Source organism: Salinimicrobium sp. 3283s (assembly GCF_039602225.1).
GTDB lineage: Bacteria > Bacteroidota > Bacteroidia > Flavobacteriales > Flavobacteriaceae > Salinimicrobium > Salinimicrobium profundisediminis.
The window spans coordinates 2,031,599-2,058,529 of record NZ_CP143631.1; the positions used below are offsets into that span (position 1 = coordinate 2,031,599).

Consider the following 26,931-nt stretch of genomic DNA (forward strand, 5'->3'; position numbering starts at 1 on the left):
GAATTTAATTCCCCCATTTTCTGGCTAGTTCAAACAAATCTTTTATTCTCTTAGAAGCTTATAACTGCTTCAATGTTAAATCCATTGAACGATGCATCGTCATAAACTGTTCCGGCAGGATAATCGTTATACTGCTGGTTAACATACTCAAGTTTTGCAAGAACATTTTTGGTCATAAACCATCCGCCACCTACGTTGAAACGGTTAACGGAAACGTCATCGTTACTTGCAGTATTGTAACGAGTACCTACGTAGAAGTCTTCGTCATTACCAAAGCGGTAGATAAGCTCACCTGCAAACTGATTCCAGTCATCATCTTCGGTTGATGCATTTTCATAGATTCCAAAGAACTCAAGTCCACCTACTTTAACGAATGGGTTGATCATGAAAGAAGTAAGTTCTTCTCCTTGGGCAGGGTTAATTCTACCAGCTCTAAAATCACCTTCTATTACATTGTAGTATCTTGTTCCTGCACGGTCACCACTGTAAAGGTATTGTGTAGCTCCTCTTGAACCAACTGGTCTGAATCCAGAGTGAAATACAGATCCTGTTAATCTAAATCTGAAATCTTCAGAGAATTGATTGTCATAACCAAATTTGGCAAGGTAAGAAGGGTCTCTTTCAGTTTTAAGTGAACTTTGGTTAATAGTACTGTTAGTAAAACCAACCATTGCTAACCATGGACCGTTCATATAGTAAACCTCTGCACCAACTTCAGTTGTAAAGGCATCCATCAAGTAGTTACCTACGAATGGGTTGTAAAGAGCCATTGCGTTGTCAGATCTTCTAAAGTGAGCGTCACCGTAGTTGTTCTCCATGTGACCAATTTTCACTCTCCAATTATCCATAACGCCTGCAAGGTCTTCGCTGATCCATTCAAGACCGTCGATTTGGATGTATCCACCCTTAACATAGGCATCGTTGTGGTTTAAAGAAGAAAGATAAGTTCTCAAGTGCATTCTCATACCTGGAGCTAAGAGTACATCAAGATCAAGGTTGGCCGTAGCAAGGTTAAAGTTGGTTCCCAGTTCGGCAAGATCGTCAGCAGCATTTTCCTGACGTAGACCTTGTAATTGAATTGTGGAAGCTCCACCTATTCTTACCTGTACACCATCAAAGTCATAATCAGTATCTTTTGTTGGTTCAAATTCATTAATCCCGCGTTGGTCTGGAGCTCTAAAGTTGGGAAGATCTCTATCCCAGATGGAATGATTGTTTTCTTCTTCTACAACCAAGACATCTACATCTTGTGCCTGTGCTTGAAAGCCCATGGCCATCAAGAGAGCAATACCGGAATATTTAATTAGATTTTTCATTTTTGATACATTAAAAAAGTTGATAGTTGAATTTTAATATTTGTTGTTGAATTAGGGTTATTTAGTAAAAACGGTCTGGAATTTAATGTTCACTTCATCTCCAGTGGTGATAGTTCCAAACATGGCTGTAGGGGGATCCACTTTGAAATCGGTCATTTTTATCTTTTTATCACCGCTTAGAGTGATTTTGTCACCAGCAACTTTGGCATCGAAGATCAATTCTACGTTCTTCTTGGTTCCTGCAATGGTAAGTACACCATTGGTAATAACTTTACATGAGGTTTTTGAAGTACAATCAAGGTTTTTAACACTTGATAATTCGTAGGTAATTCTTCTGTGTTTATCGGTGTCAAGAGCCTTATAGGTGTTTTTGTCCATTCCTCCTTTTCCACTCTTCAGGCTTTCGGCAACTACTGCAAACTGTAATTGATCAAGTTTCACTAATTGTCCGTCTTCCATTTGAACCTTTATACTTCCCTGGAGTTCTTTTGCACTTAACTCCCAATCATGTATGTTTGAGGTTCCTTCCACTTTTAAACTGGAGGCTCCGCTATTTACATTAAAGGTTTGTCCTACCATTGTATTGGCAGAAAAGACCATTACCAGAAAGCTTCCAATTACTAACCAAAGGTTCTTTTTTGTGTTCATGATTTTTGTTTTTAATTATGGTACAAAGATGGCACAGATATGAGCGGTAGAGTATGACGTGGGTCAGCTTTCAGCAAGATTCTCATAATACCTGATTCTAAATTTTTATGTTCTCCTTCACATTTGCCTAATTACCTTTTAATGAGCTGGTTAATCTTGAGCTTAAGTCAGGCACTCGTCTAAAAGCTGATAATGCTCATACTTTCACCGATAAAATGTGTCTCCAAAGTTCCAAAAGATGCCATGTGTTGGCAAGGGATTAAGAAATTTTAACCACAATTTTAGAAATTGAAAATCAAAATAGGGATGAATATGTCCTATTTATTAAAAAATGGATTGCCACGAAAGAATAGAAAATAACAAATTCTTAACAGATTTTAGTGGCAGCTGGCTGCAGCATTGACCACAGCTGTTTGTGGCGCAGGAGATAAATAAGGAATGCCAAGCCCCATACCTCTAATAATAAATAGTACGCCCATGAGAACTACAAAAACCGGAATGAGTTTTTGCACCTTCTTTCTCATCCCTCCTCCCAAAAGTCCACCAAAGTATACTGCTGTTGTCATTAGCGGGATGGTGCCAAGCCCAAACAGCAGCATATAAAGGCTTCCTGTAAGCATCTCACCGCCAGCCAGTGCAGCAAAGACAGCCACGTAAACCAGGCCGCAGGGTAGAAGACCATTAAGAAACCCAATGGTGAAAAAAGTATCGGGTGTTCTTTTTTTAAGAGCGATACCCAATGAAGATTTGATCCTGCCTACAAACCGGAACAACGGCTGGGAGAAATTTACCTTTTTTAATATACCCGACGGAAGAAGGATAGCCAGGATCATAAGCACGCCTATACCAATAGACAGTTGCTGCTGCATTCCAAAAAGGTCAAAACTCTTGCCCAGTAACCCAAACACCAGTCCTATAAGAGCATAGGACAGCAGACGCCCAAAGTGGTAAAGAAAAATCTGGAGTAGCTTGAGGATCTTATTGTCGCGAGACAGCGGAAGCATAAAAGCAATAGGCCCACACATCCCAATACAATGGAAACTACCAAGAATACCCAGTATAAAGGCAGAGTAGAGCATTAATATAGAATATCCTCTTTAAAATAGAATTTTTCACCCTTGTATTCCCAGTCAATAATGATGTTCCAGCGGCCGTCTATAAAGCGACTATCAGGTACGAGCAATTGATGTGAGGACAATGAAAGAGGAATTTCAGAGTCCAGCTGCTTGTTTGACGGCCGGTACAGGAACACATTTCCTTTTATGGATGCAAACTCAAGTTCCTGGGGAAAGTTTATCACAAGACCTTCCGAAGTTTGTTCGAGCTGTATATTTTCTGAGAGCAGGCTGGCATTTTTTGTCTTATCCAACTGTTCCTGGAATGTAAGTTCATTTTTGTAGTATTCTTCTACAACCAAATCATGGCTGTAAGCTTTATCTGTGATCATAGTAATCACAAAAAACATTATAAACGCTATAAAACTAAATATAGCCAGTACCAGTGATGTGCCCCAGGATATTTTCATGATCTTATTTTGTTATTGCCAGTGAGACATCGTCTCTCTGTGGTTCTATTATTTTTTTACCTGTTTAATGATTGTTATTCAAATCAGGTAACTCTTTTTTCTTCTGTTGCGTGGGCAATGGCTTTTTTATTGTCATTGCTGTGCCCGTTATAATGCCTTGATATACGCTTCAAAAATGGCATTTTTGACAGGTATTTTTTTCAGGTCTTTTTCTTCGGAAGCAATTATTGACACTTTATTTTAAAAGTACCGGCTTTATTGTTTCCTCGTTTACCTGAAGCTCCTTGGCCCCATAAAATTGGTGCTGGTGGTTTCTATCAATTTCTCCCCGCTGTAAACACCTATTTCCACCTTGTTTTTTTCATCTTTTAAAAGAGCCTTCGGGATCTCGATAAACAAGGTTCCCTGTGCAAGCCCGTTTTCGGGAACTATAATCCTTTCATGGGTTACAGATTCAATACTTCCCTTGTGCGACATCAGTTTAAAATGTACATCTTCAAAACTGCCTGTAGTTTTATTGATAAGTTTAAAGGTGTAGACATTACTGATAATATTATTATCGTGAGTCTCGTACAATTGTCCCGGCAATCTTAAAACTGTGGCTTCAACATCTGTCCTTAAGAACAACATGCCCGAGAGAATCCCTACCAATACAAACAGAATGGCAGCATAACCTTTCATCCTGGGGTTAAACCTGAATTTTTCCTCTTTCTCAATATTCTCTTCAGAATAAAAACCTATCAATCCTCTTGGAAGGTCTACTTTATCCATCATGGCATCACAGGCATCAATACAGGCGGTACAGTTGATGCATTCCAGCTGTGTGCCATTTCTTATATCTATTCCCGTAGGGCAAACATGTACACATTGGGAACAGTCAATACAATCACCCTTTCCCAGCTGGGCCCGATCTTCATTTTTTCTGAATTTTGACCGACCTTTAGAACGTTCCCCTCTTTTATGATCGTAAGCAACAACTACAGATTTCTTATCTAGCAGTACACTCTGTAATCTTCCATAAGGGCACGCAATGGTGCACACCTGTTCTCTAAACCATGAAAAGATAAAGTAGAAAACCCCGGTGAAGATCAAAAGAGCTATAAAGGTGCTCAGGTTCTGGAATGGCCCTTCGGTAATATATCTAAGCAGCCTTTCGCTTCCCACGAGGTATGCCAGGAAAACATTGGCAATACCGAATGATATGAGGAAGAACAGGAACCATTTAAAACCTTTCTTTCTTATTTTATCTGCATTCCATTCCTGCTTGTCCAGCCTCATCTGGGCACCACGGTCTCCTTCTATCCAGTACTCGATTTTTCGGAATACCATTTCCATGAATATCGTCTGGGGGCAAATCCAGCCGCAAAAGATTCTTCCAAATGCCGAAGTAAAAAGCGTGATGAACAATACTGCAATGATCATTGCAGTAACCCCGAGGTAAAAATCCTGGGGCCAGAATGGCTGCCCAAAAATGAAAAATTCCCTTTCCAGCACATTGAACATCATGAACTGGTGGCCATTGATATGTATAAATGGCGAAGCAATAAGAAAAAGGAGCAGGAACCAGGTTAAGTGTGTACGGTACTTATAGAATCTCCCTTCAGGTTTCTTGGGGTAAACCCAGGAGCGCTTACCTTCGGCATTCATTGTGCCTATTCTGTCCCTAAAGTTATTTTCTTCTCTTTCCACTTCCTGCTTCCTTTTCTTAATTCAATTCTATTCTGTCCAGATATCTCCTTCAGCGTCTTTTGGATTGGCTGGAGAAGTTCCCTGGAGGCTAAGTACATAACTTGCTACCTGTTGGATCTCTGCCGGTTTAAGTGAAGATTTCCACGCAATCATTCCTTTACCTGCACGTCCACCTTCACTAACTGTGTGGAAGACGTTTTTAATACCTCCGCCAAGAATCCAGTGTTCGTCGGTAAGGTTAGGTCCTATTCCACCACCTCCGTCGGGAGCGTGGCAGGCCATACAGTTGGTTTGGTAAATTGTCTCGCCCTTTTTTAAATCGGCAGCTTCGGTAAGGAGAACCACGTTTTCGGCATTAACAAGATCGGGGGCTGTCTTTTTGTATTCTTCAACCTGAATTTTTGCAGCCAGCATTTCCTTTTCAAATTCGGCTACCTGGTTTTCTCCATCCCACAGGTGGTAATATGCGAGATAACCTGCAGCAAAAACTATAGAAGCGTAAAAGGAGTAGAGCCACCATGGCGGGAGCTTGTTGTCCAGTTCTTTAATTCCGTCGTAGTTGTGGTCCAGCTCCAGCTCCTTTTCTTCAGAAATTGGGCGTGTACCGGCAAGTTTACGGTAGATCCTTTTTAAGTCATACTTTTTGATTCGCTCCTGTTGAGCCCTCATGTATCGCTCTTTAGCTTCAGGGGTAAGCGCCTGAAACATGACATTTTCAATTGCATTAAGAATGGCTTCCGCAGCAATAAGGAATAACAGGATAACCACCAGCACGGCCGATAGCAGTGGAAATTCAATAAAAGCATAATTATCACCTGAGTCTATAAAGTATTCTAGAACTCCTACAATGAGGAGAAAGAAAACGGGGATTCTTATCCAGGCTGGGATGGATTGTCTCATAGGTTCTGGTCGTTATCTGTTTCTAATGGTATTTGTTCTACAGTATGGATGTAGTCTTTTTTAGCTGTGAAGACCCACCAAAAAAGTGCTACAAAAAAGATGAAGAAAATAAGCAGGGAAATAATTGGATAGATCTCTATCCCTGCAATGCTCTCCATATGTCCTTTTATAAATTTTAGCATGACAGTTAGTTTGTTGAAGTTGTTGAATTCACCACTTTAATATCTGTTCCCAATCGCTGTATATAGGCGATAAGGGCAACGATCTCTCTATCTTTCATCTCAATAAATTCCAGTCCGTTCTCTTCAGCATATTTTTTATCGGCTTCGTAAGTGGCAACAAAATCGGGATCGCTGTAAAGGTTTTGCTGAATGCTGGTAGCCTGCTCTTCCATGTGAGCCTGGGCGTTTGCTATCTCGGCTTCGGTATAAGGAACTCCAAGTTGTACCATTGCTTCCATTTTAGCTTCGGTTTCAGAGCGGTTATGTTTGCTGGTGATCAACCATTTGTACCCGGGCATGATAGAACCAGATGAGGTACTTTGAGGGTCATACATGTGGTTAAAGTGCCAGTTATCTGAATACTTGCCTCCAACTCTCATAAGATCCGGGCCTGTACGCTTACTTCCCCATAAGAACGGGTGGTCATATACATATTCCCCGGCCTTTGAGAATTCGCCGTAGCGTTCTACTTCACTTCTAAAAGGGCGAATCATTTGCGAGTGGCATGATACACAACCTTCTCTTATATAAATATCCCTTCCTTCAAGCTCCAGTGGCGTGTAAGGCTTAACACTGGTAATTGTGGGGATATTTGATTTTACTAGCAGGGTGGGTACAATTTGAATAATACCTCCTATAAGAATCGCAATAGTAGCTAAAACTGTAAGTTGCACCGGCTTGCGCTCCAACCAGGTGTGGAAGCCTTCTCCCACAAGTCTTCTATTGCTGATCTTTTGTAGTGGTGCTGCTTCAGCCAGCTCATCGGTTACTTCACTACCACTTCTAATGGTTTTGTAAACATTGTACAACAGGATGAACATTCCGAAGATATACATACTACCTCCAATGGCCCTAAACCAGTACATAGGCATGATTTCGGTCACGGTTTCGAGGAAGTTTCCGTAGACAAGGGTGCCATCGGGGTTAAATTGCTTCCACATTGAAGCCTGTACAAAACCTGCAACATACATTGGCAGGGCGTAAAGGATAATACCCAAGGTACCTGTCCAGAAGTGGGCGTTGGCAAGTTTAATAGAGTATAATTTGGTCTTGAACATTCTTGGAACCAGCCAGTACACCATACCAAAGGTTAAGAAACCGTTCCATGCAAGAGCCCCCACGTGTACGTGTGCAATTACCCAGTCACTAAAGTGAGCAATGGCATTTACGTTCTTAAGAGAGAGCATTGGGCCTTCAAAAGTGGCCATCCCGTACCCGGTGATTGCAACCACCATGAATTTTAAAACAGGATCTGTCTTAACTTTGTCCCAGGCTCCACGCAGGGTTAGAAGTCCGTTGATCATACCACCCCATGATGGCATTAACAACATTACAGAAAAAGCAACACCCAGGTTTTGAGCCCAATCGGGAAGTGATGAATATAATAAGTGGTGTGGCCCGGCCCAGATGTAAATAAATATTAAGGACCAGAAGTGGATTATAGATAACTTATAGGAGTACACCGGGCGGTTTGCAGCTTTGGGTACAAAGTAGTACATGAGCCCCAGGAATGGTGTAGTAAGGAAAAATGCCACCGCATTGTGCCCGTACCACCACTGTACCAGTGCATCCTGCACTCCGGCATATACTGAGTAGCTCTTAAACAAACCAACAGGAATTGCAAGGCTGTTGAAGATATGAAGTACAGCAACGGTAACAAAAGTTGCGATGTAGAACCAGATGGCTACATATAAATGTCTTTGTCTTCTCTTGAAGATTGTAGCGATAAGGTTCCATCCAAAAACAACCCATACAACAGCAATAGCAATGTCAAAAGGCCATTCCAGTTCGGCGTATTCTTTAGAACTTGTAAAGCCCAGGGGCAGTGTAATGGCAGCTCCAACAATGATTAATTGCCAGCCCCAAAAGTTGATACTACTTAAGATGTCACTATACATCCTGGCTTTGAGCAGCCGCTGGGTGGAGTAGTATACCCCGGCAAAAATAGCGTTCCCCACAAATGCGAAGATCACCGCGTTGGTGTGCAGTGGGCGCAGGCGTCCAAAACTCAACCAGGAAATGCCATCGGTTAAATTGGGGAAAAGGAATAAAAAGGCCAAAAGAAGCCCGACTGACATTCCTATAACGCCCCAAAAAAGGGTGGCATAAAGGAACTTTTTTACGATTTTGTTGTCGTAGTAGAACTGTTGCAATTCCATTCTTTTAATTGTCTTGATTAATTTTACTCGATTTTGTTGATTTCTCTTTTACAAGCTCATCCTCAAAAAGAATACGCACCGATGGGGTATAGTCATCGTCGAACTGGCCGTTACGCACAGCCACTATAAAAACAACGAAAAACAATACCGCCACAATAATGCTTATTGTAAGGAGTAAATAGATGACGCTCATACCTATTTATATATCAGGCAAAACTACAGGCATTGTTAGCTTGTAAATATGATTTCGGTCAGGTTTCATCAGAAATATTTTTGTAAAAAATTCAGGCATATATGATTAGGCTCATATAAAAGAGAGAGCTTAAATCGGACATTTGTATCTGAAATTAATATTAAACACATCTGATCATGAAAAATTTCAAACATTCAAAAAAGAAACTTGTATACGTTTTCTTTCTTGCAGCCCTTGTAGTAGGGGTGTTCACTTCCTGCGATAAAGCAGTTGCAGCTAAAGAAAACCCCGAACTAATGAAAGTATATGGAGAGAGCGAAGCCGAAATGACTGCTCCTCCAATGGTGCCAAGACCTGTTGGAAAAAGAGCTGCTACCAAACTCATAGTTAATATGGAAGTAGTAGAAAAAGAAATGGAGATGAGCGACGGAGTAAGTTATGTGTACTGGACTTTTGACGGTACAGTTCCCGGAAGCTTTATTCGTACCCGCGTTGGAGATGAAGTTGAATTCCACTTAAAAAACCACCCCGACAGTAAATTGCCACACAATATAGATCTACACGCAGTAACAGGACCTGGTGGTGGTGCCGAATCTTCTTTCGTAGCTCCAGGCCACGAAGCTGTATTTACTTTTAAAACCATGAATCCTGGTTTATATGTATACCACTGTGCTACTGCTCCTGTTGGGATGCACATCGCTAATGGTATGTACGGTCTTATTCTTGTTGAACCAGAAGGTGGTCTTGAGCCGGTTGATAAAGAATACTACGTTATGCAGGGTGATTTCTATACTGAAGGTGAGAATGGCGAAAGAGGCCTGCAGGCTTTCAGCATGCAAAAAGCAGTTGATGAAGATGCAGATTATGTAGTATTTAATGGTAAAGTTGGTGGCCTTACAGGTGACAATGCCTTAACTGCAAAGGTTGGTGAAACCGTACGTCTCTTTGTAGGTAACGGTGGTCCTAACCTGGTATCTTCCTTCCACGTGATTGGAGAGATCTTCGACAAAGTTTATGTTGAAGGTGGATCTTTGATCAACGAGAATATTCAAACTACTCTTATCCCTGCCGGTGGTGCCGCTATTGTAGAATTCAAAGTTGAGGTACCCGGAAACCTTGTATTGGTTGACCACTCTATATTTCGTGCTTTCAACAAAGGAGCCCTGGGTATCCTTAAAGTTGAAGGAGAAGAGAATAAAAAAGTCTATGGTGGTAAAATCGAAGAGAAAGTTTACAACCCCGGAGTTTCTGCTGCCGAAGTTACCGAAGAAGAAACTGAAGATGCACCTGTAGCCAATACTTCTTTAGCCGAAAAAATGGAAAGGGGAAAACAAATCTACACCCAAAACTGCCTTGCCTGCCACCAGGCTACCGGTAACGGGATCCCAAATGCTTTCCCTCCCCTTGCAGATTCAGATTATCTTAATGCCGATGTTCATCGCGCCATTGAAGTAGTGAAATTTGGTCTTACCGGTGAAATTGAAGTGAATGGAAATGTGTACAACAGCGCAATGCCAAAGCAAAACATTTCAGATGAGGATGTTGCAAATGTGCTGACGTATGTTTATAATAACTGGGGCAACAACAAAACTGAAGTGACTGCCGAGATGGTGAAGAAAGCGAAGTAATTAGCAGCTAACTATAAAATTTAAAGAAATGAAAACCTTAACCAGATTGGCAATATGCATCGCGATAATGATCCAGGGCCAGGCCTATAGCCAGTCTGGTTCAATGGTCGAAATCCGTGGGGGAGAGTTTATTCCTCTCTACGGAACAAAAACCGAAGTTCCTGTTGGCGATTTCCTGATGGATGTCTATCCCGTGACCAATGCCGAATTCTTAGAGTTTGTAGAGCAAAATCCGCGTTGGAGGAAGTCTCAGGTAAAACAACTGTTTGCCGATGAGAACTACCTGCGCAGCTGGAAAAATGATTTGGCTTTTGGCAGTGAAGACCTGCCCAATTCGCCGGTGACAAATGTCTCCTGGTTTGCCGCAAAGAACTATTGCGAGTGCCAGGGCAAAAGGTTGCCTACAGTAGATGAGTGGGAATATGTGGCCATGGCAAACGAAACCAGCCCCGATGCCCGTTCCGAGAAATCTTATAACCAATACATCTTAAGCTGGTATGAAACGCCCACCACTTTTAAAAATACGGTTGGCAATACCTTTAAGAACTATTGGGGGGTGTATGATCTTCACGGCCTGGTTTGGGAATGGACTTCCGATTTTAATTCGGTGATGATTGGAGGAGAATCCCGGCAAGACAGCACAGGTGATAACAACCTCTTTTGCGGGGCGGCCGCAGTTGGCGCCACAGATCTTATGAACTATGCAGCCTTTATGCGCTATGCCTTCCGCGGAAGCGTAAAAGCAAGATATGCTGTAAAGAACCTCGGCTTTAGATGCGTCCGGGATATTGAAAAAACAAATTTATGATCATGAAAAAAATAGCTTTTATAATGCTTTCTATGGTTCTTTTAGCAGCTTGTAACGATGGCCAGAAGAAGGAAGCAAAGGTTGAAGAAGTCGCAGTGAACAATTCAGAAGTAAAAGGGGAGCTGCCCGAATTGTCTATCTATAATCTTCCTGCTACCTGGACTACACAAAACTATGAGGACATTCAGCTTGAAGATCTTCGCGGCAATGTGCTGGTCATGGTAATGATCTATACTTCCTGCAAAGCTGCCTGCCCACGGTTGATCGCCGATATGCGCAACATCGAAAAGCAGGTACCCGAAGAGTATCTGGATAAAACAAAGTTCATCATGGTGAGTATTGATCCTGAAACCGATACGCCCGATCGGCTTAATGCCTTTGCCAAAGAAAATGAAATGGAAGACGACCACTGGATTTTTCTTCGCGGTACGCCCGAAGATACCCGTGAGTTTGCAACCGTGCTGGCCGTAAGCTATAAAAAGATCTCGCCCATAGATTTTTCACACTCCAACATCATCAGTGTTTTTGACGAAGAAGGGGTACTCGTTCACCAGCAGGAAGGCCTTGGGGTAGACAATACCGAAACCGTAGAAGCTATTAAAACTGAAGTTTCAAATTAAGTAAGATCAGATCAGATAGTCGGGGCTGCCTGAGAAAAGTACTGTACCGTAAACCTGAAATTTATTTCGGGTTCTCCAGAAATTCTGAAATAAAATCCAGACTGGCGGTGCGCTCTTCTCTCAGGCAGTCCTTTTTTTAATCCGCATCTCCTATTCCCAATTTAGTTTTGTTCAGGGGTGGCTGCAGCACTTTATTCAGTCATAATGAAACCTACATTTCGCAATTAATATTTCCCCTTCATTATATTGGTAGATTAGTCTATGTTCGCTATCAATTCGTCGAGACCAAAATCCGGTGTATTTATGCTTCAGAGGTTCGGGTTTTCCAATTACGTCAAAAGGATTCCGGGAAATGTCTTTTAGAAGTTCATTTATTTTCTTTAACTTTTTCCTGTCCGTTTTTTGCCAGTACAAATAATCTTCCCAGGACTCATCAACGAATATATACTTCATTTAATCCTCAATTAAATCTTTGCTGAAGGTCGTTCCGCTTTTTAGCTTTTCAATTGCCGAATCTAGCCGTTTTTCATTCTTTCGGGAAGACAGCTCCTGATTTGTAGCCATTAGAGAGTTGTATTCTTGTAGGGACATTACAACTATTCCAGAATCTTTTCCACGATTTATGATTAAAGTTTCAAAATTCTTTACCACCTGGTCCAGGTAGGTTTTAATATTTTTTCTAAAGTCAGAAACAGTTGTTACTTGCATAATATTGTAATTAATAAAGTACAAATATATGTACAAATAATGAGCCGGCAATTTTTGGATTGCTACCAACCCTCCTTATCACTATTTCTGAAAAGCTCTAATACTGAAAAATGTTTTCGGGTGATTTTTCTGCTTTACCTTCAGGAAGCCGGCAATTATCATTTAAGGTATGCAGTATTTAAGGCAGGCAAAAATGGCATTTTTGACTCCTCGTATTTTTCGATCTTATCTTATTACAGGAGATCTTGATTTAGAGGAAACCAGTTCTTCAGAAACTTAATATAACAAGATTACCGGGAAAGGTTTTTTCTGCTGTGTCAAAAAGGGAGTTTGGGAGGGTGCTTTAAGCAACAAGAAGCAAGTAGGGGTTTGCTTTCTCGTCGCTTTCCCGCCATGGGGCAGGAAAACAAATAATCACCTTTCTAAAGTATAAGTTTTTGGCTCTAAATCCCAATTTTTTTTTAGAAAAAACACAGGTTCAGAATATTTTGCCACCGCAAGGCCTTTAGCGACTAAATTTTACGGCCAATAATGTTGGTGCATATTGTGGTAAAAGCAATGATGCTTATTGAGCTAAACGGCATCAAAATAGCAGCTATAATGGGAGATAACTGCCCTGTTACTGCAAAATACAACCCTACCACATTGTAGAGAAAAGATAAAATCATGCTCACTTTGATGACGCTCATGGCCTTTTTAGATGCGCTGATGAATTTTGGCAGACTTTCAAAGCGGCTGGCGTCTAAAATGGCATCGCAGGCGGGAGAGAAGACGTTTACGTTTTCAGAAATGGCAATTCCCACTTCACTTTTAGCCAGGGCCCCGGCATCATTGAGTCCGTCGCCTACCATAATGGTCTTTTTTCCCTCTTTTTGAAGGGAGGCAATATAATCGAGCTTGTCTTCCGGTTTTTGGTTAAAGAGCATCTGGGTACTGGCAGGTAAAAGTTCTGTGAGCCTGGTTTTTTCTCCTTCATTGTCGCCAGAGAGAATGGAGAGGTGGTACTGTGGTGCCAGTTGAGTAAAAAGCTCCTGCACTCCTTCACGGTATTCGTTGAAAAAGACATACCGGCCCTTATATTCATTATTGGCACTAATATGTACCGAGGTGTTGAGGGAGGTGCCGGCTGTTGTGCTTCCAACAAAATCTGCCGATCCCACTTTCATGGCCTGTTTGTGGTAAACAGACTCAATTCCCTTTCCGGTAATTTCACGGAATTCTTCAGGCGCAACGATATCATATTCGGCCAGCATATCGTAAAGGCTTCGGCTTAACGGGTGGTTTGAAGCGCGCAGGGTATTCTTCAGAAGAAATTCTTCTTCCGAAGTTAAAGTGACGCCTTCATAGCTAATGTTGCTTTTCTTGTTTGAAGTAATAGTTCCCGTTTTGTCAAAGATCAGGGTATCGGCTTTGGCAAGTTGCTCAATGACTCCGGCGTTTTTGAGGTAAAATTTCTTGTTCCCAAAAATGCGGAGCAGGTTGCCCAGGGTGAATGGTGTAGACATTGCCAGGGCGCAGGGGCAGGCAATAATGAGTACGGCCGTAAAGACGTTAATGGCTGTTGCCACGTCTATAAAAAGCCAGAATGAAGTGGCCGAAAAGGCGATTAACAGCAGTACCGAGGTGAAATATTTGCTGATGTGATTGATGAAAGAGGTAAACGAATCTTCCTTTTTCACCTGGAAAACGTCATTGCTCCACAACTTTGTAAGGTAACTTTGAGAAACCGATTTAAGGGCTTCCATCTCTATCATTCCCGAAACCTGTCGCCCCCCGGCAAATAACTTGTCTCCCGATTCCTTTTCTACAGCCTCCGATTCTCCCGTAACAAAACTGTAATCTATACGTGCTTTGCCGTTGATAAGAATCCCGTCTACGGGAATGAGCTCTTCATTTCTTATCAAAATACGGTCGCCCTTCTCAATGTCATGAACGTGAATGCTTTCTTCTTTCCCATCAGGATTTATGCGGGTGATACCAATGGGGAAATACGATTTGTAATCTCTTTCAAAAGAGAGGAAATTGTAAGTCTTTTGCTGAAAGAACTTTCCGAGGGTAAGAAAAAAGACGAGTCCGGTGAGGCTGTCAAAGAATCCGGAGCCCCAGTCAAAAATGATTTCAAGAGTACTGCGCACAAACAAGACGAGCACGCCCAGGGCAAGAGGCACATCTATATTAAGGATGTTGGCCCGCAGGCCTTTGTAAGCCGATATAAAATAATCTTGTGCGGCATAAAAAACCACCGGCAGGGAAAAGGCAAACATGAGCCACCTAAAAAGGCCTTTATACTGGTCCAGCCAGTATTCATTAACTTCAAAATATTCGGGAAAAGAGAGGAACATGACGTTCCCAAAAGCAAAACCGGCAACCCCGAGTTTGTAGATTATACTGCGGTTAATCTTTTTCTTTCCGGTTTCACTGTCATCAAGGCTTATGTAGGGTTCATAGCCAATGCTGCTAAGAAACAGGACAAGGTCTTTTAAAGTGAGTTTTTCAGAATTATAGGTAATGCGCAGGCTCTTTTTAGGAAAATCCACCTGTGAGGCAGTGATCCCAGGCTTAAGTTTGCTCAGGTTTTCAAGGATCCAGATGCAGGAACTGCAGTGAATATGTGGGATGTACAGCGAAATAACCTGCACGTTGCCGTCATTGAACTCCAGGAGTTTATCAACGATCTTCTCATTGCTCAAAAAATCGTATTTCCCCTCGAGTTTGGCAGGTGCGGCGCCGGGAGCCGTCTCCATTTCATAATAGGAAGTAAGGCCGTTCTCTGAGAAGATCTCATAAACAGTTTTACAGCCATTGCAGCAAAAAGACTTATCATCAAAGCTGATGCATGACTTAATCGTATCACCGCAGTGATAGCAAGAAAGTTCTTCCATAAAAATTGCTCGTTTCGTACCGGGTACAAAGGTTGAAAATGAGCGGGTTGGAAAATATGATACCGGTCATGTTTTTGAATGCCTCTCAAAAATGGCATTTTTGAAGGGTGTTTTTTGAGGCCGGCCGTTGTGGATCTAGGGTTTAGTGCGGGAATATTTTTCTATTTCTGAATTGATTTCAGCGCCAATAAGAATAATAATGCTGGTAAGAAAGAGCCATAGCAGCATCACTACTACTGCTGAAATAGAACCATATACCTCGCCGTAACTTCCGAAGTTTTTCACGTAGAATGAAAATCCCCAGGAGGCGATTAACCACAGTAAGGTGGCAATAAGGGCTCCCGGCAGCACCCATTTAAAAGCAGAAGTGGGTTTTGCAGGGGCATAGCGATAGATCAATCCTATAAAATATACCACCATGGCAGCGAGAATAAGCCAGCGCAGCCAGGTTATCAAGGCGGTTATTGTAGACGGCAATGGGATTTCGTCTATGATCACGGGCCAAATCACAATGACTCCCAGGCTTATGATCACCAGGAGAATAGCACCAAAAGTAAAAAGTAAGGTGAGGGCGTTTTGTTTGATGAAGCCCCTTTCATTGTTGGTGCCATAAGCGATATCAATGCCTGTGAAGAGCGATTTCATGCCTTTATTGGAACTCCATAAACTTAGAAGGATCCCAATGGCCAGGCTCCAGCTAAGGGCACTTTGAGGTGTGGAGACCAGATCTTTTAACTGGGTTTGAATAATTTCAAAAGCCTGTTGTGGCATGACCTGTGAAATTTTTTGCAGTTGCCCCTGAAGGCTCTGCGGATCCATAGCAAGGCCATAAATGGAAACCAGTGCCCCTATAGCCGGGAACACCGCTAAAAACGCATAAAAGGCGACTCCTGCCGAAACTATGGAAACGTTGTCTTCTCCTATTTGATCTTTTACTGCAAACCCGATGGATTTCCAGCCAGACGAGGAGATTTCAGTTGGTTTTTCCACTTTTCGGGTAGAATGGTAGCCTTTGCTCATTTTTCTTGTTTTTTCTGAATTTTCCTTTTTAAAATAAGAAATTCAGGCTTCAGAATTTTAAAGCTTTGCCATAAACATTTGTTAATCCTTAGGTTGTGAGTGGGTTTTATTAAATCTTCCCCTCTTTTTGAAATGACCAATGACTGAAGGTGCGGTGAAGCCGTGAATCACAATAGAGATGAGAATAATGTAGGCAGTAATGGCGTATAATTCATTCTTATGGCTAAAATAGTCGAAAGTTACAAAGGCCCAGGAGAGGTAAAAGATGGAGCCAATTCCGCGTATTCCGAAGAAACTTACGGCAAGTTTGCTTTTAAAATCCTTTTTTACGCCCCATAAGCCTATGAGACCTGCAACGGGCCGTATGACGAGCACAAATAAGAAAGCGAAAACCACCCCTTTCCAATCGGTTAGCGTGAGCATCCCGTTCATAATAGAGCCTCCAAACAGAAGGATATAGATCACCATAAAAAGGTGCTCCATTTCCTGAACAAAATCGTGAAGTTTCTTTTTGTAATCCTGATCTACCTTCTCGTAATACCTAAGGCTGAAGCCGGCGAAGAAAACCGCCAGGAAGCCGTAGCCATGAAGCAGTTCGGTCACCCCGTAGGTCATAAAAGTAAGGGAGAGGGCAAGGAAGCCAACAAAGGTTTTTACGCCGGCGTATTTATGGATCCGGTCCATCAAATGCCCAATGAGCCATCCAATGAACAGCCCGCAAATAATTCCGATAACTACTTTCAGAAGTAATTTGTCCCACAGCCAATCTGTAAAACTGAAGGCAGCCCAGCTTCCGGCCTGCGCCACGAGTACGGCGAGATAGGAGAAAGGGTAGGCAACCCCGTCGTTAAGGCCTGCTTCGGCAGTAAGTGTAAATCGAATATCATTGGCATGTTCTTCTTCTTCCAGAGGGTCATCAAGTTGTACCTCTGCGGCAAGAACAGGATCTGTAGGAGCGAGGACGGCAGCCAGTAACAAGCTGGAGGGTAAGCTGAGTAGCAGGAAATACTGCCCCAGCAGGAATGCTGAAATCATACAAATGGGCATGGTGATTAGCACCAGCAGCAGGGGCTTTCGCCATGCTTTTAGGCTGTAATTGGCCCCGATCTTTAAGCCGGCACCCATGAGTGAGATGATCACTAAAGCTTCAGAAAAATACATGAGGCTTTGATCGTCCCATAAAGGATCGGGCCAGCCCAGGGGCAATCCTACCGCATACAGGCCAAAGCCGATAAGCAACAGCAAAATAGGGGAGCTTATCTTCATTTTTTCAGAAAACGACGGCAGCCACGCCATAATGATGGTAGCGAAACCGAGGCCTGCAAGGATCAGGTAATGTTTTTCCATTGTTGAAAAATAGGATTTATTCTCCCTTTTTCTTCCTAAAGGAATGTTACTTCTTTAGTTACCGTTGAAAAAACAGAAAAATTTAGGAAAATGTCCTAAAAATAAATTGGATATTTTCCTAAAATAGCTAAATTTGTTTGTATGGGAACAGATGTATCACAAGAAATAAAGCGGTTTAAAGAGGTAAGGGATGAAAATAACTTTACACAAACCGAATTTGCCAATTTACTGGGCATCAAGAATTCTACGGCCGACATTGAGAGGGGGCGTACCAAACTATCGGGAAAAGTGGTGGCTGAGTTGCTGCGTCAGTTCGCTATTAATCCCATGTGGTTGTTTGGAGAAAGCAACCAAAAATACTTGCAGGTAACTAAAGGAGATATAAGTCCAAAAGTGGTGAGCCTTAACAGTGCAGAGGAAGAAAACATTGTGCTGGTTAATGTGAAGGCCGCTGCGGGTTACCCACATAATGTGCAGGATGTTGAATGGTACCAACAATTACCGGCATTTGATATTCCCCTGCCCGAATACCGTAATGCGACCCACAGGGGCTTTCAGGTTGAGGGAGACAGTATGCTGCCCAACTTCAGGCCGGGGGAGTGGGTTCTGGGTAAAGCTGTTCCCACGATAGAGGAAGCCAGCAATAACAGGATCTATGTGGTAGTACTTTACGATTCGGTTCTGGTAAAAAAGCTTCAGAAATTACCCGATCCTTCAAAACTGTTGCTCATTTCTTTAAATGAAGAATATTTACCTATTGAAGTAAGGGTAAATGATATTCAGGAGTTATGGCAGGTAAATTCCAAACTCACTTTTAACCTCGATGCCCCTTCCGAAAGTAGCTTGCTGAAGCAGTTACAACAGTCGATGGAAGATCTTAAAAGTGAATTCAAAACATTAAAACATTAAAAAAACGGCCTGATTTATTTCAGGCCATTTTTCGGGATATTTTAATCCCCGGTTAAAGTTGGTTAGTGCTTGTTATTAGAGATCATCCTGGCCTCCCAGCCCCGTGTTCTCTCTGGTTTCATTTACTCCTTCTTCAACAGCTTCGCCGGTTGCTTCGGCAGCATCTTTTGTCTCCCTGCACGAAACCAGGGAAGTAGACAAAGCAAAAGAAAAGAACAGTAATAAAGCGTACTTTTTCATAATGATTGATTTAGTTAAGAATTAATCAAGTTCATCTTCCAGTTCATCACCGGCTTCTTCAATTTCTTCACCTACTTCTTCAACATCATCGGCTTCTCTCTCGGTATCACGACAGGAAATAAATCCTGAACTCATCGTGAACAGCAGTACAAATAATAGCGCAATACGTTTCATATTTTCTGGTTTTGTGGTTAATTTATTTTTGGTTATTTCCTGAAGTGGGAAACATGCCTGTTTTTTGACATTTTTGACCACTCAGTTTTTGAGGGAATTTAGTTGTCGTCTCCTATTTTGTCAATTTCCTCGTCAATTTCCTTATTGACTTCCTGGTCTATTTTCTTACCGGTGCGTTCTATGATCCCTTCACTATCTTCATCTTCCAGAGGTTCTGTTTGTTCAACCTCAACTTCTTTTTCACGTACCACTTCTCTTTCGGTAACAGTCTCGCGACAGGAGACAAGTAACGAACTTCCAAGCGCCAGAATGGCAAATAAATTTGTGATTCTCATAGTTTCTAATTTTCATTTGAGACCACCAAAGTAGTAAACTGCTGCTCCTGCACTTAATTAATTAGCAATTATTTAATAAAAAAATTAGATAATATACAAATACCTCTTAAAAAATAAAGGATTAAATAGGATGTGAAGAAGACTTGCTTTAACTGCTTTCTTCCTTCAGTTTGAAACGGTTCTGGGTTTAATTACCCAATCCTGAAGTTAATTTTGAAGTTACAGTTCTGCTGATATCATTATTGAAAACCCTTTGCTGCTGAAGTATGAAGTTAAATCTAGACTAACAACAGGAAGGAATCACCAAAATCAGAGCATCTATAGGATATCCAAAAATGGCATTTCCCTACATCTCTCTAATGAGGTCAAAGTGGGATTAAAGTTTTGTGGCTAAAGGATATTTAAAAAAGGAGAGCTCTAAACTCCCATAGCTTGTAAATAAAGAGCAGAAGAAAAATGGCAGTTACTATAAACTCCATAAAGGTAGAAGCCAGTAACCCAATAAAGGAGCCCGTGGCCGCTTTAAGTGCAGTACGGGAGTCGGCCTTATTGATGATCTCTCCCAAATAAGCCCCAACAAAGGGAGCTATTAAAATTGCAAAGGGGATAGGGATAAAGATTCCGGCGAAGAGGCCTATAGTTGCACCAAACATACCTTTTTTACTGCCACCAAGGTACTTTGTGCCCAGGGCCGGAATAGTATATTGAAGCGCAAAAATGATTATGGTGATGAGTAAGGTAATTCCAAGATAGGTGTAATTCATGGGAATGGCCGAAGTGAGGTGCAGTAGCAGCAGGCCTGCCCAACTTACAGGTATTCCGGGTAACATGGGTAAAAAACTTCCAAGGATTCCTACAAGCATGAGAATAGCCGCCAGTGCAACCAGAATAAGGTCCATAAATGACATTTTAGGGCTAAGATAGAGAAAGAAGCTGAACAATTAAGAACTAAAACATTAGTTTAAACTAAATATTTAGTTTATATTAGCTCAAACATTAAGATGTTATGAAGCAATTGACCAAAGCCGAAGAGGAGATCATGCAGATCCTCTGGGATCTAAAAGAAGCCAACGTGGCTACAATAATTGAAGAAATGCCCGAACCCAAACCTGCATATAATACGGTTTCTACCATTGTGCGTATTCTGGAAAGCAAAGAATTTGTGAACCACCGCAAGCAGGGTAAAGGCTATATCTATTTCCCTACCCTGGAGAAAGAAACCTATACAGATCAAAGCATGAACAAACTCGTAGACGGGTATTTTAATGGATCATTTAAAAGTATGGTGTCTTTTTTCATGAAAAAGAACAAGATGGATACTGCCGATCTTGAAGCTATCCTGAAGGAGATCAACAAAAAATAGAGAATTATGCTGCATTACATTCTACAAACCATCGTTTTTCAGTTCATCTTCCTTGTGGTGTACGAGCTGTTGTTAAAAAGAGAAACTTTTTTCAGCTATAACCGTATTTATCTGCTTGTTACCCCAATACTGGCGCTTATACTTCCTCTGCTGAAGATCTCTGCGCTGCAAAATGCCATTCCTGCTGAAAATTTTGTCATGCTTCCCGAAGTTTTTTTAGGAGAAGCGCCCAAAGCCGGTTTAGGTAATGCAGGAAGTACTATAGCTGCCAAAAATGTGCTTTTTGATCATTGGTGGCAGCTTATTTATTTTGGAGGGCTTCTCTTTAGTCTGGGGTTTTTCTTTAATAAGCTTAGGATCATTAGGCAGCTCTTTGATTTTAAACCGGTGGTGAACACTTCAGAAATGAAGGTTGTGGAGGTGCCAGATTCCAATATTGCCTGCACCTTTTACAAAACCATATTTCTTGGTGCCGGGCTTTCAGAAAAAGAGCGGGAGCAAATACTGTCGCACGAAATGGTACATGTGAGGCAGAGACATACGCTAGACCTGTTGTTCTTTGAGCTGTTGAGGATCATTTTCTGGTTCAATCCGCTTATTTACATCTATCAGTCCAGGATTTCGGCGGTGCATGAATTTTTGGCCGATGCCGGGGTAGTCAAAAATGTCAAAAAGCAAGACTATTTTCAGCAGCTGCTCAATTCGGCTTTTAACACTGAAGACATTTCATTTATCAATCAATTTTTTAATCATTCAATCATCAAAAAACGAATAGTTATGTTGCAAAAAACCAAATCAAATTCAGTTTCAAAGTTCAGGTTTTTGATCATTCTGCCGCTCATGGCCGCCATGTTGACCTATGTGGCCTGTAGCTCTTCCAAAACAGGAAATGAACAAGTTTCAACTCAACAAGTGCCGCCCCCGCCGCCTCCGCCTCCAGCCCCTGAACCTTCAACCTCTGTACCCAAAGCAGGGCAGGAAACGCTTGATATTCCATTTGCCGTTGTTGAAGAGTTGCCTGTTTTTCCGGGCTGTGAAAGTTTTGAAACCAGAGAGGAAAAGGCCGAATGTATCACCCAAAAAATAAACCAGTTCGTAAACACTAACTTCAATACCTCTCTGGGTAAAGAATTAGGATTAACAGGCCTAAACAGGATCTATGTGCAGTTTAAGATTGCCAAAAATGGAGTTGTGGAAGTATTGGGTGCAAGGGCACCACATCCTGCACTTGAGGAGGAAGCAAGGCGGGTAGTGAATCTTCTCCCAAAAATGACCCCGGGTAAGCAAAGAGGAGAAGAAGTAGGAGTGCTGTATTCCCTGCCAATTAGCTTTATGGTTCCCGAAGCTACTTCTGAAGACAAAAAATCTTCTGAAAACTAGTTGATGAAGTTTAAGATTTTATTCCTCATTATTATAATCCTTTCCACTAAAGCCGAAGCCCAAACTTCGGCTTTAGTCATGGCTGATAGATAGTCTTTTTGGTAAGTTCCTAAGATCCCCCACTCAAATCAAGGCAGTTCAGGGTGGATTATTTAGTCCGCTTGAAGCCTCAAAACCGAAGACCGACCCATAATTTCCATTTTTGATAATAGCATTTTTGAGAGGGGATTGAGTTTATTTTCCTACATTTATTTTATCTAAAGCTAAGGCTGAAGGTATCTTTCCCTACGCTACATGACTAAAGTAATTCCATAGCCCAACCAAAAAGGTATGCTAAATTCCTACTATAAGGACGACATTCAAACTTTTATAAATAAAAGTAGAGAGGAAATAATTGGGGAAATAACCCTTTCTAATCAATTCGACTCAAATAGAAAACAAAACAAATCTTGGGAACTCCAAATATACATTCTTCAAAAGGTCTTAAAATCTTATAGTGGCACGATATTTTTTGAATTTTCTATTCCGAGAATGGGGAAAAGAGTAGATGCTTTGGTAATTATTCAAAACACTGTTTTTGTAATAGAGTTTAAAGTTGGAGAAAGTCAATATCATAACATCAACATTGAACAAGTTTGGGATTATGCATTAGATTTAAAAAACTTTCACAAGCCAAGTCACAAGGCTCTTCTAGTTCCAATCTTGGTTGCAACAGAAGCAGAAAACTCTATTATTGAAATTGCTACCACATCCCATAATGATAAATTGTTGCTTCCTATTAAAGTAAATCAACAGGATCTTCAGGATGCAATTTCTACGACTCTAAGTTTTTACACTGATAAAGAGCAAGATATATCAGCAGAATATGCTGCTGGAAGTTATTCTCCTACTCCCACCATTGTCGAAGCTGCATTAAATCTTTACCGGACTCATACCGTCGACGAAATTACACGTAGCGATGCAGAGGCTAAAAACCTTACCGAAACGACTTCTCTAATTTCGCAAGTCATTAAAAAAGCCCAAATAGAAAAGAAAAAAATTATATGCTTTGTCACCGGTGTGCCTGGTGCCGGAAAAACTTTAGTTGGTCTAAAAGTCGCAACTTCTCATCTTGATGAAGAAAACGGAAATACCAGCGTATATCTTTCAGGAAACGGGCCTTTAGTTTCAATTCTTCAAGAAGCTTTAGCAAGAGATAAAATTAAAAATGAAAAAGAGAATGGAAGAAAACTGACCAAGGGGAAAGCGAGGGCAAGTGTCAAAACCTTTATTCAAAATATTCACCATTATAGAGATGCATATCTAGTCGATCCAAAACCACCATACGATCACGTCGCCATTTTTGATGAAGCACAACGGGCGTGGAGTAAGGAGCAAACAGTCAAATTCATGAAGCAGAAAAAAGGTCAGCATGATTTTGATTTTTCAGAACCTGAATTTTTGATATCATGTTTGGACCGTCATAAAGATTGGTCTGTTATTATCTGTTTAGTAGGTGGAGGACAAGAAATAAATACCGGTGAAGCTGGAATTTCTGAATGGTTAGAGGCAATAAAAAATAGATTTTCAAATTGGGAGGTCTATATTTCTCCAAACTTAGTGGATTCTGAATATCAAGCTGAAGAAGCCATAACTAATCTTAAAGAGAAAACTTCAGTAAAGTTGAATCCTTCTTTACATTTAAAGGTTTCTATGCGTTCTTTTAGAGCAGAAAATTTATCTCTACTTGTAAAGAATATTCTCGACCTCGATTACAGTTCGGCAATTAAAACTTATTCTAATTTATCGACTAATTATCCAATTGTTCTCACACGCAATGTGCATAAAGCTAAGAAGTGGCTTAAAGAAAAAGCAAGAGGAAGTGAACGGTATGGAATCATTGTTTCCTCACAAGCCCAGCGATTAAAACCTTACGCTATTGATGTGAAAAGTCCAATGAATCCTGTTCATTGGTTTTTGAATGATAGAGACGATGTTCGTTCTTCCTATTTTTTAGAAGATGTAGCAACAGAATTTCATGTGCAAGGTCTTGAGCTCGATTGGGCTTGTGTAACCTGGGACGGTGATCTACGATATTCTAAAGAAGGGTGGAAAAGTTTTTCTTTTGTTGGAAAGAAATGGCAGCATATACATAAGGAAGAGCGACAAAAATATTTAATTAATGCTTACCGCGTATTGTTAACCCGAGCCCGACAAGGTATGGTAATAGTAGTTCCAGAGGGAAGTAATGAAGACCATACAAGAAAACCAGAATTTTATAATTCAACTTTTAATTATCTGAAATCAATAGGATTCTCAGAAATTTAATTTTTTCCTGGTATCTTCAGTTAAAAATTAGAGATGCAAAAGAAATCTATTTCATTTCAGTATTTACATCGCGATGAGGGAAACTACAAAACTTTTGGAGAAATAATCTTTGGGAATGATGAAGATTTGAGTCCGGAAAAAGCAGAGGAGACTCTACGTAAGAAACTCATAGATACTACATACTTTTATCCTTTGCCAAATGGGATTCCCCTTTTTCAGGAACATACAGGTTATATCTACTTCTCCGATTGGTACGAGTTCCAGAAATTTTCCCGGACCAATGAGAAGCCTACCGATCCAAGGAGTTTAAGTACTTTTTTATCTCAGTTTTCTGAATGACTCCCCTCCACCAACTTCTTCTGCAAATTGAGCAAAAAACCTTGGGAGCAGGAACTGGAGCTTAGCCGGAACGAATATTTAAAAGGTGAAAGGCAATCGACACCAACATCAAGTTTGTGATTTACATAGAACTGCCATATATGGCGAAGGGAAGTTTTAGCGGGGTTAGTCCAAATTATTTTCTCCAATTCCTGACTTCTTCCTCTAGTTGATCCTGTGTACTAAAATTACCCTTTTTATATTCAGCCTCAGCCTCAGAAATTTCCTTTTGAAACTCTTCTCTATTTAAAGGCTTTCCCTTTACAGTATAAGCCACTATGGAATCATTTTCATAATTCTCCACCAGGGCCTGAACTTCTTTTAGTACCGTTTCGTCAGCTTTATTGATGTAATTCACTAACCTGCGCCTTAATTCTATAGCTTCCATCTCATCATTTTTAATAAAGATAATGAATTCAAATAATCCTTCAATTCCTATTTTATTTCCGAATGATATGCGTAAGACTCAAAGTGAATTCTCTATCGATCGGAGGAAATACGAAAAAGTCGGGCAATAAAAATGAACATCTTCATCCGAAGTAAAAAGCGAGAGCAGAACTCCAAAAGAAGGAAATTGCCGCAGTCGCTAAAAATGTTCTTTGGAAAGACGTAGGAACTTTGAATTTTGAACCTTAAACCCCTTTCCTAAACCGTCATAGAAAACAACCTCGTTTCCGGTTTATTTCTTTGCAGCAGCAGGTCAAATGCCATGCAGATGTTCCTTACAAAAGGACGTCCTGTTTCTTTGATGATGAGTTTTTCATCCCCGAATTCCAGGAGGCCGTCGGCTTCCATTTCTTTCAGGCTGATGAGGACTTCAGGAAGTTCCGGAAATTTCATAACATCGTCTTTCCATGATGTTTCCAGGTTGCACATAAGATTCAGAATGTGCTGTCGCATTTTTTCATCTTCCGCAGTGAGTATATGTCCGCGGTAAAGGGGCAGATCGCCTTTTTCAAGGATCCCGTAATATTCTTCAATGGTCTTGACATTCTGGGCGAAACCGCTCCAGCTGTCACTAATAGCCGAAACTCCCAGGCCAATCATCACTTTGGTCTTTGAAGAGGTGTAGCCCATAAAGTTGCGGTGCAGCTTGTTGCTTTCCATCGCCTTGTACAGCGTATCGGTCTTTAGAGCAAAATGATCCATACCCACTTCTACATATCCGGCTTCGGCAAGTAACTGTTTTCCCACCTCGTACATTTCGCGTTTCACAGCGGCTGTTGGCAGATCTTCATCCTTAAAACCACGCTGCCCGTTCCCTTTTATCCACGGCACGTGCGCATAGCTGTAAAAAGCAATCCTGTCGGGCATCAATTCTCTGGTTTTCTCTATGGTTTCCCTCACGTGGTCTACAGTCTGAAACGGCAGACCAAAAATCAAGTCATGACCCACAGAGGTGTAACCAATTTCGCGGGCGCCTTCAGTAGCATTTTTCACATTCACAAAGGGCTGAAACCTGTGAATAGCCCGTTGCACCTCAAAATTATAATCCTGCACCCCGTAGCTCACCCGGTCAAAGCCCAGGTCGTAAAGTAACTGCAGGTGTTCCTGTTTGGTGTTGTTGGGGTGGCCTTCAAAGCTGAAATCGGTTTCCTCTGCCCGATCAGCTTTTTCAAAAAGTCCGTCGAGAAGGATCCTAAGGTTTTCCGGAGAAAAGAAGGTGGGTGTTCCTCCACCCAGGTGAATCTCCTTAATCACCGGGTTTTCCTCCAGCAGGTTCACGTATATGTCCCACTCCTCAAGCACTGCAGCGATGTACGGCGACTCCACTTCATGACGTTTGGTAATGCGTTTGTTGCAGCCGCAAAAAGTACACAGGCTCTCGCAAAAAGGCAGGTGGATGTAGATACTTATCCCCTCTTCGCTGTTGCTCTCCAAAAATGACTTTTTTAACCGCTCTTTATATTGTGCTACCGTAAATGCAGCTTCGTTCCAGTAGGGCACCGTGGGATAACTGGTATACCTGGGGCCGGGAACGTTGTATTTCTGAATTAAAGAAGTGCTCATACCTTTTAATTTTGTTGCAAAAGTATAAGGCTGGCTCTGATTATAACATGATTTTAATCAGGTCATAAATGTCTGAATTACATACCTCTTTAAAATGGCATTTTCTGAAGGATTTTTTCTGAAGGATTTGTCAGGCATCAACCTGTCCCGATGCTTCGGGAGTTTCAGGTT

At 41.4% G+C, this 26,931-nt stretch carries 28 protein-coding genes; 8 read left to right on the top strand and 20 right to left on the bottom strand.

Going from position 1 to position 26,931, the window contains the following annotated elements:
• Positions 1-50: 50 nt before the first annotated feature.
• From VS868_RS08970 to ccoS, 9 genes are all read right to left on the bottom strand, one after another.
• Positions 51-1,271 (bottom strand): hypothetical protein, encoded by a 1,221-nt coding sequence (locus tag VS868_RS08970; RefSeq protein ID WP_345596853.1) that lies wholly within the window; start codon positions 1,269-1,271, stop codon positions 51-53.
• A 102-nt stretch (positions 1,272-1,373) separates the two neighbouring features.
• Positions 1,374-1,964 (bottom strand): YceI family protein, encoded by a 591-nt coding sequence (locus VS868_RS08975; protein ID WP_345596855.1) that lies wholly within the window; start codon positions 1,962-1,964, stop codon positions 1,374-1,376.
• A 377-nt stretch (positions 1,965-2,341) separates the two neighbouring features.
• The gene (locus VS868_RS08980) at positions 2,342-3,043 is read right to left on the bottom strand and encodes a sulfite exporter TauE/SafE family protein (protein WP_266067954.1); all 702 of its coding nucleotides are present in this window, start codon (positions 3,041-3,043) and stop codon (positions 2,342-2,344) included.
• Positions 3,043-3,489 carry a FixH family protein gene (locus tag VS868_RS08985; RefSeq protein ID WP_266067953.1) on the bottom strand — a complete coding sequence of 149 codons (447 nt, stop codon included), beginning with the start codon at positions 3,487-3,489 and terminating at the stop codon, positions 3,043-3,045. Before VS868_RS08985 ends, VS868_RS08980 begins: the two co-directional genes overlap by 1 nt.
• A 270-nt stretch (positions 3,490-3,759) precedes the next feature.
• Entirely contained in the window at positions 3,760-5,178 is a 1,419-nt protein-coding gene (gene ccoG, locus VS868_RS08990; protein ID WP_345596858.1) for a cytochrome c oxidase accessory protein CcoG, read from the bottom strand.
• A gap of 27 nt (positions 5,179-5,205) precedes the next feature.
• Positions 5,206-6,078 carry a cbb3-type cytochrome c oxidase N-terminal domain-containing protein gene (locus tag VS868_RS08995; RefSeq protein WP_345596860.1) on the bottom strand — a complete coding sequence of 291 codons (873 nt, stop codon included), beginning with the start codon at positions 6,076-6,078 and terminating at the stop codon, positions 5,206-5,208.
• Complete coding sequence (locus VS868_RS09000; RefSeq protein WP_265162426.1) at positions 6,075-6,260, bottom strand: CcoQ/FixQ family Cbb3-type cytochrome c oxidase assembly chaperone; 186 nt, start codon at positions 6,258-6,260, stop codon at positions 6,075-6,077. Before VS868_RS09000 ends, VS868_RS08995 begins: the two co-directional genes overlap by 4 nt.
• A gap of 5 nt (positions 6,261-6,265) precedes the next feature.
• Positions 6,266-8,458 (bottom strand): cytochrome-c oxidase, cbb3-type subunit I, encoded by a 2,193-nt coding sequence (ccoN, locus tag VS868_RS09005; protein ID WP_345596863.1) that lies wholly within the window; start codon positions 8,456-8,458, stop codon positions 6,266-6,268.
• A gap of 4 nt (positions 8,459-8,462) precedes the next feature.
• Positions 8,463-8,651 (bottom strand): cbb3-type cytochrome oxidase assembly protein CcoS, encoded by a 189-nt coding sequence (ccoS, locus tag VS868_RS09010; protein ID WP_265162428.1) that lies wholly within the window; start codon positions 8,649-8,651, stop codon positions 8,463-8,465.
• Between the two features lie 176 nt (positions 8,652-8,827).
• Between ccoS and nirK the strand changes: the two genes are divergently transcribed.
• From nirK to VS868_RS09025, 3 genes are read left to right on the top strand one after another with little or no spacing between them, the layout of a single operon-like run.
• Positions 8,828-10,279, top strand: a complete 1,452-nt coding sequence (gene nirK / locus VS868_RS09015) for a copper-containing nitrite reductase (protein ID WP_345596866.1) — start codon at positions 8,828-8,830, stop codon at positions 10,277-10,279.
• Between the two features lie 28 nt (positions 10,280-10,307).
• Positions 10,308-11,087, top strand: coding sequence for a formylglycine-generating enzyme family protein (locus VS868_RS09020; RefSeq protein ID WP_345596868.1), 780 nt, complete (start codon positions 10,308-10,310; stop codon positions 11,085-11,087).
• A gap of 2 nt (positions 11,088-11,089) precedes the next feature.
• The gene (locus VS868_RS09025) at positions 11,090-11,707 is read left to right on the top strand and encodes an SCO family protein (protein WP_345596870.1); all 618 of its coding nucleotides are present in this window, start codon (positions 11,090-11,092) and stop codon (positions 11,705-11,707) included.
• A 195-nt stretch (positions 11,708-11,902) separates the two neighbouring features.
• Here VS868_RS09025 and VS868_RS09030 read toward each other — a convergent pair whose 3' ends face one another.
• The 5 genes from VS868_RS09030 to VS868_RS09050 all read right to left on the bottom strand — a co-directional run bounded on the left by VS868_RS09030 (position 11,903) and on the right by VS868_RS09050 (position 17,664).
• On the bottom strand, positions 11,903-12,160 hold the full coding sequence (locus VS868_RS09030; protein WP_345596873.1) for a Txe/YoeB family addiction module toxin: 258 nt from the start codon (positions 12,158-12,160) through the stop codon (positions 11,903-11,905).
• Positions 12,161-12,415: a type II toxin-antitoxin system prevent-host-death family antitoxin gene (locus VS868_RS09035; RefSeq protein ID WP_345596876.1), complete on the bottom strand. Its 255-nt coding sequence runs from the start codon at positions 12,413-12,415 to the stop codon at positions 12,161-12,163.
• Between the two features lie 512 nt (positions 12,416-12,927).
• Positions 12,928-15,297: a heavy metal translocating P-type ATPase metal-binding domain-containing protein gene (locus tag VS868_RS09040; RefSeq protein WP_345596878.1), complete on the bottom strand. Its 2,370-nt coding sequence runs from the start codon at positions 15,295-15,297 to the stop codon at positions 12,928-12,930.
• 135 nt (positions 15,298-15,432) lie between these two features.
• Positions 15,433-16,317, bottom strand: a complete 885-nt coding sequence (locus tag VS868_RS09045; RefSeq protein ID WP_345596880.1) for a YihY/virulence factor BrkB family protein — start codon at positions 16,315-16,317, stop codon at positions 15,433-15,435.
• Positions 16,318-16,398: 81 nt separating this feature from the next.
• Entirely contained in the window at positions 16,399-17,664 is a 1,266-nt protein-coding gene (locus VS868_RS09050) for a cation:proton antiporter (RefSeq protein WP_345596882.1), read from the bottom strand.
• 141 nt (positions 17,665-17,805) lie between these two features.
• Between VS868_RS09050 and VS868_RS09055 the strand changes: the two genes are divergently transcribed.
• Positions 17,806-18,573: a LexA family transcriptional regulator gene (locus VS868_RS09055; protein WP_345596884.1), complete on the top strand. Its 768-nt coding sequence runs from the start codon at positions 17,806-17,808 to the stop codon at positions 18,571-18,573.
• A gap of 75 nt (positions 18,574-18,648) precedes the next feature.
• Here VS868_RS09055 and VS868_RS09060 read toward each other — a convergent pair whose 3' ends face one another.
• The 4 genes from VS868_RS09060 to VS868_RS09075 all read right to left on the bottom strand — a co-directional run bounded on the left by VS868_RS09060 (position 18,649) and on the right by VS868_RS09075 (position 20,221).
• Complete coding sequence (locus VS868_RS09060) at positions 18,649-18,813, bottom strand: hypothetical protein (protein ID WP_266067941.1); 165 nt, start codon at positions 18,811-18,813, stop codon at positions 18,649-18,651.
• Between the two features lie 21 nt (positions 18,814-18,834).
• Positions 18,835-18,987 (bottom strand): hypothetical protein, encoded by a 153-nt coding sequence (locus VS868_RS09065; RefSeq protein ID WP_345596888.1) that lies wholly within the window; start codon positions 18,985-18,987, stop codon positions 18,835-18,837.
• A gap of 98 nt (positions 18,988-19,085) precedes the next feature.
• The gene (locus tag VS868_RS09070) at positions 19,086-19,322 is read right to left on the bottom strand and encodes a hypothetical protein (protein WP_345596890.1); all 237 of its coding nucleotides are present in this window, start codon (positions 19,320-19,322) and stop codon (positions 19,086-19,088) included.
• A gap of 401 nt (positions 19,323-19,723) precedes the next feature.
• Positions 19,724-20,221, bottom strand: coding sequence for a DUF456 domain-containing protein (locus VS868_RS09075; protein ID WP_345596892.1), 498 nt, complete (start codon positions 20,219-20,221; stop codon positions 19,724-19,726).
• Positions 20,222-20,328: 107 nt separating this feature from the next.
• Between VS868_RS09075 and VS868_RS09080 the strand changes: the two genes are divergently transcribed.
• The 4 genes from VS868_RS09080 (at position 20,329) to VS868_RS09095 (ending at position 24,711) form a co-directional block, all read left to right on the top strand.
• Positions 20,329-20,685, top strand: coding sequence for a BlaI/MecI/CopY family transcriptional regulator (locus VS868_RS09080; protein WP_266067937.1), 357 nt, complete (start codon positions 20,329-20,331; stop codon positions 20,683-20,685).
• Between the two features lie 6 nt (positions 20,686-20,691).
• Positions 20,692-22,065 (top strand): M56 family metallopeptidase, encoded by a 1,374-nt coding sequence (locus VS868_RS09085; protein ID WP_345596895.1) that lies wholly within the window; start codon positions 20,692-20,694, stop codon positions 22,063-22,065.
• Between the two features lie 330 nt (positions 22,066-22,395).
• Complete coding sequence (locus VS868_RS09090; RefSeq protein WP_345596897.1) at positions 22,396-24,372, top strand: DUF2075 domain-containing protein; 1,977 nt, start codon at positions 22,396-22,398, stop codon at positions 24,370-24,372.
• Positions 24,373-24,405: 33 nt separating this feature from the next.
• Positions 24,406-24,711: a hypothetical protein gene (locus VS868_RS09095; protein ID WP_266067934.1), complete on the top strand. Its 306-nt coding sequence runs from the start codon at positions 24,406-24,408 to the stop codon at positions 24,709-24,711.
• 175 nt (positions 24,712-24,886) lie between these two features.
• Here the strand turns inward: VS868_RS09095 and VS868_RS09100 are convergent, their stop codons facing one another.
• Together VS868_RS09100 and hemN are read right to left on the bottom strand one after the other, a co-directional pair.
• Positions 24,887-25,138: a hypothetical protein gene (locus tag VS868_RS09100; RefSeq protein ID WP_345596899.1), complete on the bottom strand. Its 252-nt coding sequence runs from the start codon at positions 25,136-25,138 to the stop codon at positions 24,887-24,889.
• A 257-nt stretch (positions 25,139-25,395) separates the two neighbouring features.
• On the bottom strand, positions 25,396-26,760 hold the full coding sequence (gene hemN, locus VS868_RS09105) for an oxygen-independent coproporphyrinogen III oxidase (protein WP_345596901.1): 1,365 nt from the start codon (positions 26,758-26,760) through the stop codon (positions 25,396-25,398).
• Between the last annotated feature and the right edge of the window lie 171 nt (positions 26,761-26,931).

Coding starts and splice junctions, on each gene's coding strand:
- ccoS (WP_265162428.1), bottom strand. CDS start 8,651: ATGAGCGTCATCTATTTACTCCTTACAATAAGCATTATTGTGGCGGTA.
- VS868_RS08995 (WP_345596860.1), bottom strand. CDS start 6,078: ATGAGACAATCCATCCCAGCCTGGATAAGAATCCCCGTTTTCTTTCTC.
- VS868_RS08975 (WP_345596855.1), bottom strand. CDS start 1,964: ATGAACACAAAAAAGAACCTTTGGTTAGTAATTGGAAGCTTTCTGGTA.
- VS868_RS09085 (WP_345596895.1), top strand. CDS start 20,692: ATGCTGCATTACATTCTACAAACCATCGTTTTTCAGTTCATCTTCCTT.
- VS868_RS09065 (WP_345596888.1), bottom strand. CDS start 18,987: ATGAAACGTATTGCGCTATTATTTGTACTGCTGTTCACGATGAGTTCA.
- VS868_RS09030 (WP_345596873.1), bottom strand. CDS start 12,160: ATGAAGTATATATTCGTTGATGAGTCCTGGGAAGATTATTTGTACTGG.
- VS868_RS09100 (WP_345596899.1), bottom strand. CDS start 25,138: ATGGAAGCTATAGAATTAAGGCGCAGGTTAGTGAATTACATCAATAAA.
- VS868_RS09070 (WP_345596890.1), bottom strand. CDS start 19,322: ATGAGAATCACAAATTTATTTGCCATTCTGGCGCTTGGAAGTTCGTTA.
- VS868_RS09060 (WP_266067941.1), bottom strand. CDS start 18,813: ATGAAAAAGTACGCTTTATTACTGTTCTTTTCTTTTGCTTTGTCTACT.
- VS868_RS09025 (WP_345596870.1), top strand. CDS start 11,090: ATGAAAAAAATAGCTTTTATAATGCTTTCTATGGTTCTTTTAGCAGCT.
- VS868_RS08980 (WP_266067954.1), bottom strand. CDS start 3,043: ATGCTCTACTCTGCCTTTATACTGGGTATTCTTGGTAGTTTCCATTGT.
- VS868_RS09075 (WP_345596892.1), bottom strand. CDS start 20,221: ATGGACCTTATTCTGGTTGCACTGGCGGCTATTCTCATGCTTGTAGGA.
- VS868_RS08970 (WP_345596853.1), bottom strand. CDS start 1,271: ATGGGCTTTCAAGCACAGGCACAAGATGTAGATGTCTTGGTTGTAGAA.
- hemN (WP_345596901.1), bottom strand. CDS start 26,760: ATGAGCACTTCTTTAATTCAGAAATACAACGTTCCCGGCCCCAGGTAT.
- VS868_RS09090 (WP_345596897.1), top strand. CDS start 22,396: ATGCTAAATTCCTACTATAAGGACGACATTCAAACTTTTATAAATAAA.
- VS868_RS09045 (WP_345596880.1), bottom strand. CDS start 16,317: ATGAGCAAAGGCTACCATTCTACCCGAAAAGTGGAAAAACCAACTGAA.
- ccoN (WP_345596863.1), bottom strand. CDS start 8,458: ATGGAATTGCAACAGTTCTACTACGACAACAAAATCGTAAAAAAGTTC.
- VS868_RS09055 (WP_345596884.1), top strand. CDS start 17,806: ATGGGAACAGATGTATCACAAGAAATAAAGCGGTTTAAAGAGGTAAGG.
- VS868_RS08985 (WP_266067953.1), bottom strand. CDS start 3,489: ATGAAAATATCCTGGGGCACATCACTGGTACTGGCTATATTTAGTTTT.
- VS868_RS09020 (WP_345596868.1), top strand. CDS start 10,308: ATGAAAACCTTAACCAGATTGGCAATATGCATCGCGATAATGATCCAG.
- VS868_RS09040 (WP_345596878.1), bottom strand. CDS start 15,297: ATGGAAGAACTTTCTTGCTATCACTGCGGTGATACGATTAAGTCATGC.
- VS868_RS09000 (WP_265162426.1), bottom strand. CDS start 6,260: ATGCTAAAATTTATAAAAGGACATATGGAGAGCATTGCAGGGATAGAG.
- VS868_RS09080 (WP_266067937.1), top strand. CDS start 20,329: ATGAAGCAATTGACCAAAGCCGAAGAGGAGATCATGCAGATCCTCTGG.
- VS868_RS09095 (WP_266067934.1), top strand. CDS start 24,406: ATGCAAAAGAAATCTATTTCATTTCAGTATTTACATCGCGATGAGGGA.
- nirK (WP_345596866.1), top strand. CDS start 8,828: ATGAAAAATTTCAAACATTCAAAAAAGAAACTTGTATACGTTTTCTTT.
- VS868_RS09050 (WP_345596882.1), bottom strand. CDS start 17,664: ATGGAAAAACATTACCTGATCCTTGCAGGCCTCGGTTTCGCTACCATC.
- VS868_RS09035 (WP_345596876.1), bottom strand. CDS start 12,415: ATGCAAGTAACAACTGTTTCTGACTTTAGAAAAAATATTAAAACCTAC.